Source organism: Stenotrophomonas sp. NPDC078853 (assembly GCF_044901215.1).
GTDB lineage: Bacteria > Pseudomonadota > Gammaproteobacteria > Xanthomonadales > Xanthomonadaceae > Stenotrophomonas > Stenotrophomonas lacuserhaii.
The window spans coordinates 4,031-9,680 of record NZ_JBJDOQ010000032.1 but is presented as its reverse complement, the minus strand read 5'-3'; the positions used below and the strand labels follow the sequence as shown (position 1 = coordinate 9,680).

The window sequence follows — 5,650 nt, the reverse complement described above, 5'->3', positions numbered from 1 at the left end:
AACCGTCATGTTGCGGGTTCTCCTAGTGAACCCCCGGCCGTCGCCGGGGGCTCTCCAATGTGAATTACTTCGAATACAGCTCGACGATCAGCGCTTCATTGATGTCTGCAGGCAGGTCCGAACGATCCGGAACCGCCTTGAAGACGCCGGCGAACTTGCCGGAATCCACTTCAATCCACGACGGACGCATGTCGTGCGTGGCCGAAACGGTCAGGGCTTCCTGAACGCGCAGCTGCTTGGCAGCCTTTTCGGACAGTGCAACCGCGTCGCCGGCCTTGATCTGGTACGAAGCCAGGTTGACCGACTTGCCGTTGACGGTGACACCGCGGTGCGAGACCAGCTGACGCGCAGCCGGACGGGTCACAGCGAAGCCCATGCGATAGACGACGTTGTCCAGACGGGTTTCCAGCAGCTGCAGCAGGTTCTCGCCGGTGTTGCCCTTCTTGGTCGAGGCCTTCTTGTAGTAGTTGCGGAACTGACGCTCCAGCAGGCCGTAGATACGCTTGACCTTCTGCTTTTCACGCAGCTGGGTGGCGTAGTCGGACAGCTTGCCCTTGCGGGCAGTGGCGCCGTGCTGGCCGGGCTTCTGCTCCAGCTTGCACTTGGAGTCCAGCGCACGCGCCGGGCTCTTGAGGGAAAGGTCGGCGCCTTCGCGGCGGGCGAGCTTACAGGTAGGACCGATATAACGAGCCATTTCTTATCGCTCCCTTAGACGCGACGCTTCTTCGGCGGACGGCACCCGTTGTGCGGGATTGGCGTCACGTCGATGATGTTGGTGATCTTGTAACCGACGTTGTTCAGCGAACGAACGGCGGACTCACGACCCGGACCCGGGCCCTTGATGCGGACTTCCAGCGACTTCACGCCGTAGTCGAGCGCAGCACGGCCGGCCTTTTCGGCGGCAACCTGGGCAGCGAACGGGGTCGACTTGCGCGAACCGCGGAAGCCGGCGCCACCGGAGGTCGCCCACGACAGGGCATTACCCTGGCGGTCGGTGATGGTCACGATGGTGTTGTTGAAAGAAGCGTGGACGTGGGCAACGCCATCAGTGATGACGCGCTTGATCTTCTTCTTGGTCTTAGCAGCGGGCTTAGCCATTTATGTGTCCCTTACTTCCTGATCGCCTTGCGCGGACCCTTGCGGGTGCGGGCGTTGGTACGGGTACGCTGGCCACGCAGCGGGAGACCGCGACGATGACGCAGACCGCGGTAGCAGCCCAGGTCCATCAGGCGCTTGATCGCGATGCCGATTTCACGGCGCAGATCACCTTCAACGATGTACTTGCCGACTTCCGAACGCAGACGCTCGATTTCCGGCTCCGACAGATCGCGGATCTTGGTGGTCGAAGCAACGCCTGCGACTTCGCAGACCTTCTTCGAACGGGTACGGCCGATGCCGTAAATGCTTTGCAACCCGACCCAGACATGCTTCTGGGCTGGCAGGTTGACGCCTGCAATACGCGCCATGACGCGGTTCTCCAGCTGAGTGATGGCCGACAGCGCACCATGAAGGCGCGCAAATCCGGCAGGATGGATCAAAAATGTTAACCAACAAACGAACAGGTTCCGGTTTACTGGAAAGTCCGTGAAACCACGAAGGCTTCATGAACCTTGGCCCGGGGAGTGTGCCCAGGCTCCGGCGCCGGATCAGGTTGGTCGCGGCGGCAATCCCGGGGGACTGCTGCCGTGGCCGCCCGCGCTACTCCTGCGCAGGACCACCAGATCTCACCCCCACCCGGAACCGCTGCGGGGGCCGCCCTTCTTTGGATAGCCGGGTCCGCGAAGCGGAGGACCATCACATCAGGAAGACGATAGTGTAACAGGGAGATCAGCCGCGCGCAAAACCGCCGCGGTTGCCGCCCTTCAGGTTTGCCTTCTTCAGCAGGCTCTCGTACTGGTGCGACATCAGGTGCGCCTGCACCTGGGCGATGAAGTCCATCACCACCACCACCACGATAAGCAGCGAGGTGCCGCCGAAGTAGAACGAAGCATTCAGCTGCGTGCGCATCAGTTCCGGCAGCAGGCAGACGATCACCAGGTAGGCCGAACCGGCTGCGGTCAGGCGGGTCAGCACGCCATCGATGTAATCAGCGGTCGCCTTGCCCGGACGGATGCCCGGGATCAGCGCGCCCGACTTCTTCAGGTTGTCGGCGGTTTCCTGCGAGTTGAACACCAGCGCGGTATAGAAGAACGCGAAACCGGTGATCAGGCCAGCGAACACGATCATGTGCAGCGGTTCGCCCGGGCCCAGCGCATTGGCGATCTTCTGCAGCCACTGGCCGGTGGTGCTCTGGTTGGCGGCCTGGCCGGACCACATCGCCAGCGTTGCCGGGAAGGCCAGCAGGCTGGAGGCGAAGATCGCGGGGATCACGCCGGCCATGTTGAGCTTCAGCGGCAGGAACGAGGTCTGGTTCATGTACGCGTTGCGGCCACCCTGGCGACGCGCGTAATTCACCGTGATGCGGCGCTGGCCGCGCTCGACGAACACCACGAAGAAGGTGAAGGCCAGCACCACCAGCGCGATCAGCAGCAGCTGGATGAACTGGATGTTGCCGTCACGGTAGGCGTCGAAGGTGTGGATGATCGCGCCCGGCAGACCGGCGACGATGCCGGCGAAGATGATCAGCGACACACCGTTGCCGATACCGCGCTCGGTGACCTGCTCGCCGACCCACATCAGGAAGATCGTACCGGCGGTCAGCGCGATGATGGCCGTGAGCACGAAGCCCATGCCCGGCGCATACACCACGGCTGCGCCACCGGGCGAGACCTGGTTCTGCAGCGCCAGCGCGATGCTGCCGCCCTGCACCACCGCCAGCAACACGGCGCCGATGCGGGAATACTGGGTGATCTTGCGGCGTCCGGATTCACCTTCCTTCTGCAGCGCCTTCAGCGCCGGGAAGATGTGGACCGCCAGCTGCATCACGATCGATGCCGAAATGTACGGCATGACGTTCAGCGCGAAGATCGAGAAACGGTGCAGGGCGCCGCCCGAGAACATGTTGAACATGTCCACGATGCCGCCGCCCTGCTGTTCCATCATGGCAAGCATGGCATCGGGATTGACGCCCGGGACCGGCACATAGCAGCCGATCCGATAGACGATCAAAGCCCCGACCACGAACAGCAGACGTTGGCGAAGTTCAGTGAACTTGCCCATTCCACCCGCGAGGTTACCGATGCCAGCTTGCGCCATGATGCTATTACTCCGTTACGCTGCCGCCGGCAGCTTCGATCGCAGCCTTGGCACCAGCCGTGGCAACGATGCCCTTCAGGGTGTACGCCTTGGTCAGTTCGCCCTTGACGACGATCTTGGCCCGCTTGGCAATGCTCGGGACCAGCTTGGCTTCACGCAGGATGGCGAAGGTGATTTCGCCGGCCGGCAGCTTGTCCAGCTGGTACAGCAGCACTTCAGCGGTGTCCTTGGCGATCGGCGAATTGAAGCCGATCTTCGGCAGACGACGCTGCATGGGGGTCTGGCCGCCTTCGAAGCCGGCCTTGATCTTGCCGCCACCCTTGCGGGCGAACGAACCCTTGTGGCCGCGGCCGCAGGTCTTGCCCAGGCCGGAGCCGATGCCACGACCGACGCGGGTGCGTGCGGTACGGGCGCCCGGTGCCGGGCTCAGGTCATTCAGATGCATGGTCATTGGATTATTCCTCAACCTTGACGAGGTAGTGAACCTTGTTGATCAGGCCGCGAACCTGCGGGCTGTCCTTCAGTTCACGCACATCGTTGAGCTTGCTCAGGCCCAGGGCGCGGACCGACAGGCGGTGCAGCGACTGGGAACCACGAAGGCCGCGCACCAGGCGCACCTTGACGGTCTTGCCGGTTTCATTAGCCATGGTTCAGATCCTCTACCTTCTTGCCGCGCTTGGCCGCGATGCGGGCCGGCGACTGCGTGGCAGCCAGGCCCTTCACGGTGGCACGCACCAGGTTGATCGGGTTGCGCGAACCGGTGGCCTTGGCCAGCACGTTCTTCACGCCGACTGCTTCCAGGACGGCACGCATGGCGCCGCCGGCGATCACACCGGTACCTTCCGAGGCCGGCTGCATGAACACACGGGCTGCGCCGTGACCGTCCTTGACCGTGTGCCACAGGGTGCCGTTGTTCAGATCGACGGTGACCTGGTTCTTGCGAGCCTGTTCCATCGACTTCTGGATGGCGACCGGCACTTCGCGCGCCTTGCCATAACCGAAACCGACCTTGCCTTCGCCATCGCCGACCACGGTCAGTGCGGTGAAGGTGAACTGGCGACCGCCCTTGACGGTCTTGCTGACGCGGTTGACCGCGACCAGCTTCTCGATCATGCCGTCGTCGACTTTCTCTTCGCGGTTACGGTCGCGATCGCGACCCCGCTGCTGACGTTCTTCTGCCATTTCTATTCCTTGGTTGATTGGGTATGTACGGCTCAGGGCCGCTTATGGTTGTGAAGTGGTGCGTTGTTCCGTCATGTCGTTGCAGAAGAACGACAGCGTCCGGCCACCCTCTGGCCGGCGAGCAGGCGGAAAGGAGCCCGGAGGCTCCTTTCCTTGTCCCTTAGAACTGCAGGCCGGCTTCGCGGGCAGCGTCAGCCAGGGCCTTGATGCGGCCGTGGTAACGGTAACCCGAACGGTCGAAGGCAACCTTCTCGATACCAGCGGCCTTGGCGCGCTCGGCAACGATGCGACCCACCTTGGCGGCGGCTTCGGCGTTCTTGCCGCTCTTCAGGCCATCCTTGACGTCGGCCTGGGTGGTGTTGGCGGCAGCCAGCACCTTCGAGCCGTCGGCAGTGAAGACCTGTGCGTACAGGTGCTGACCGGTGCGCAGCACCGACAGACGGGCGACGCCGAGCACACGGATGTGGGCGCGGGTCGACTTGGCACGACGCAGACGGGCGATGTTCTTGTTCATGATTATTTGTCCTGGAAAGCTGAAGGTTAGGCTTCTCCCTGAGGAGTCCGCACACGGAGGTGCGGGCTCTTGCGAGGGACTCGCGCTTACGCCTTCTTGGCTTCCTTGCGAATGATGACTTCGTCGGAGTACTTCACGCCCTTGCCCTTGTACGGTTCCGGCTTGCGGAACGCACGGATCTTGGCGGCGACTTCACCGACGATCTGCTTGTCCGCGCCCTGGACCAGGATCTCGGTCTGGGTCGGGGTGGTGATGGTGATGCCTTCCGGCGCCACGTACAGCACCGGGTGCGAGAAACCGAGCGCCAGGCTCAGGTCCTTGCCCTGCATCGACGCACGGTAACCGACGCCGACCAGCTCCAGCTTGCGCTCGAAGCCTTCGGTGACGCCCTTGACCATGTTGGCCAGGATCGCACGGACGGTACCGGTCAGCGGCACGAGGGCTGCGTCTTCGGTGCTCAGGGTGGCAACGCCGTTCTCGACATTGATTGCGATACCAGCCGGCTTGGCCAGCGACAGGGTGCCCTTCGGGCCCTTGGCGGTGACGTTGTCGTTCTGGACGTTCAGTTCGACCTTACCCAGGTCGATCGGCTTCTTGGCTACACGGGACATGTCTTACTCCTTTCGCCTTAGGCCACGAAGCACAGGACTTCGCCGCCGACGCCCAACTGGCGCGCCTGCGCATCAGTCATGATGGAATTGGTTGTTGTATTGATTGAGTTTCGCTTGCAGTTTATTTCTTTGTGGTGTTCGTTTTTTT

10 protein-coding genes are annotated in these 5,650 nt (G+C 62.7%); all 10 read right to left on the bottom strand.

Going from position 1 to position 5,650, the window contains the following annotated elements; genetic code table 11:
* Positions 1-64: 64 nt before the first annotated feature.
* Positions 65-694 carry a 30S ribosomal protein S4 gene (rpsD, locus tag ACI2JH_RS19570; protein ID WP_042614210.1) on the bottom strand — a complete coding sequence of 210 codons (630 nt, stop codon included), beginning with the start codon at positions 692-694 and terminating at the stop codon, positions 65-67.
* Between the two features lie 14 nt (positions 695-708).
* Positions 709-1,098 (bottom strand): 30S ribosomal protein S11, encoded by a 390-nt coding sequence (gene rpsK, locus ACI2JH_RS19565; RefSeq protein WP_042614211.1) that lies wholly within the window; start codon positions 1,096-1,098, stop codon positions 709-711.
* Positions 1,099-1,109: 11 nt separating this feature from the next.
* Positions 1,110-1,466 (bottom strand): 30S ribosomal protein S13, encoded by a 357-nt coding sequence (gene rpsM, locus ACI2JH_RS19560; protein WP_042614233.1) that lies wholly within the window; start codon positions 1,464-1,466, stop codon positions 1,110-1,112.
* Positions 1,467-1,827: 361 nt separating this feature from the next.
* On the bottom strand, positions 1,828-3,195 hold the full coding sequence (secY, locus tag ACI2JH_RS19555) for a preprotein translocase subunit SecY (protein ID WP_042614212.1): 1,368 nt from the start codon (positions 3,193-3,195) through the stop codon (positions 1,828-1,830).
* 7 nt (positions 3,196-3,202) lie between these two features.
* Positions 3,203-3,646: a 50S ribosomal protein L15 gene (gene rplO, locus ACI2JH_RS19550; RefSeq protein WP_042614213.1), complete on the bottom strand. Its 444-nt coding sequence runs from the start codon at positions 3,644-3,646 to the stop codon at positions 3,203-3,205.
* 4 nt (positions 3,647-3,650) lie between these two features.
* Positions 3,651-3,842: a 50S ribosomal protein L30 gene (gene rpmD / locus ACI2JH_RS19545; protein WP_042614214.1), complete on the bottom strand. Its 192-nt coding sequence runs from the start codon at positions 3,840-3,842 to the stop codon at positions 3,651-3,653.
* Positions 3,835-4,377, bottom strand: coding sequence for a 30S ribosomal protein S5 (rpsE, locus tag ACI2JH_RS19540; protein WP_042614215.1), 543 nt, complete (start codon positions 4,375-4,377; stop codon positions 3,835-3,837). Before rpsE ends, rpmD begins: the two co-directional genes overlap by 8 nt.
* A gap of 160 nt (positions 4,378-4,537) precedes the next feature.
* Complete coding sequence (gene rplR / locus ACI2JH_RS19535; RefSeq protein ID WP_182657547.1) at positions 4,538-4,897, bottom strand: 50S ribosomal protein L18; 360 nt, start codon at positions 4,895-4,897, stop codon at positions 4,538-4,540.
* 80 nt (positions 4,898-4,977) lie between these two features.
* Positions 4,978-5,502: a 50S ribosomal protein L6 gene (gene rplF, locus ACI2JH_RS19530; protein WP_101098577.1), complete on the bottom strand. Its 525-nt coding sequence runs from the start codon at positions 5,500-5,502 to the stop codon at positions 4,978-4,980.
* A gap of 17 nt (positions 5,503-5,519) precedes the next feature.
* The coding region (gene rpsH / locus ACI2JH_RS19525; protein WP_404736987.1) for a 30S ribosomal protein S8 at positions 5,520-5,650 on the bottom strand (131 nt) is incomplete at its 5' end.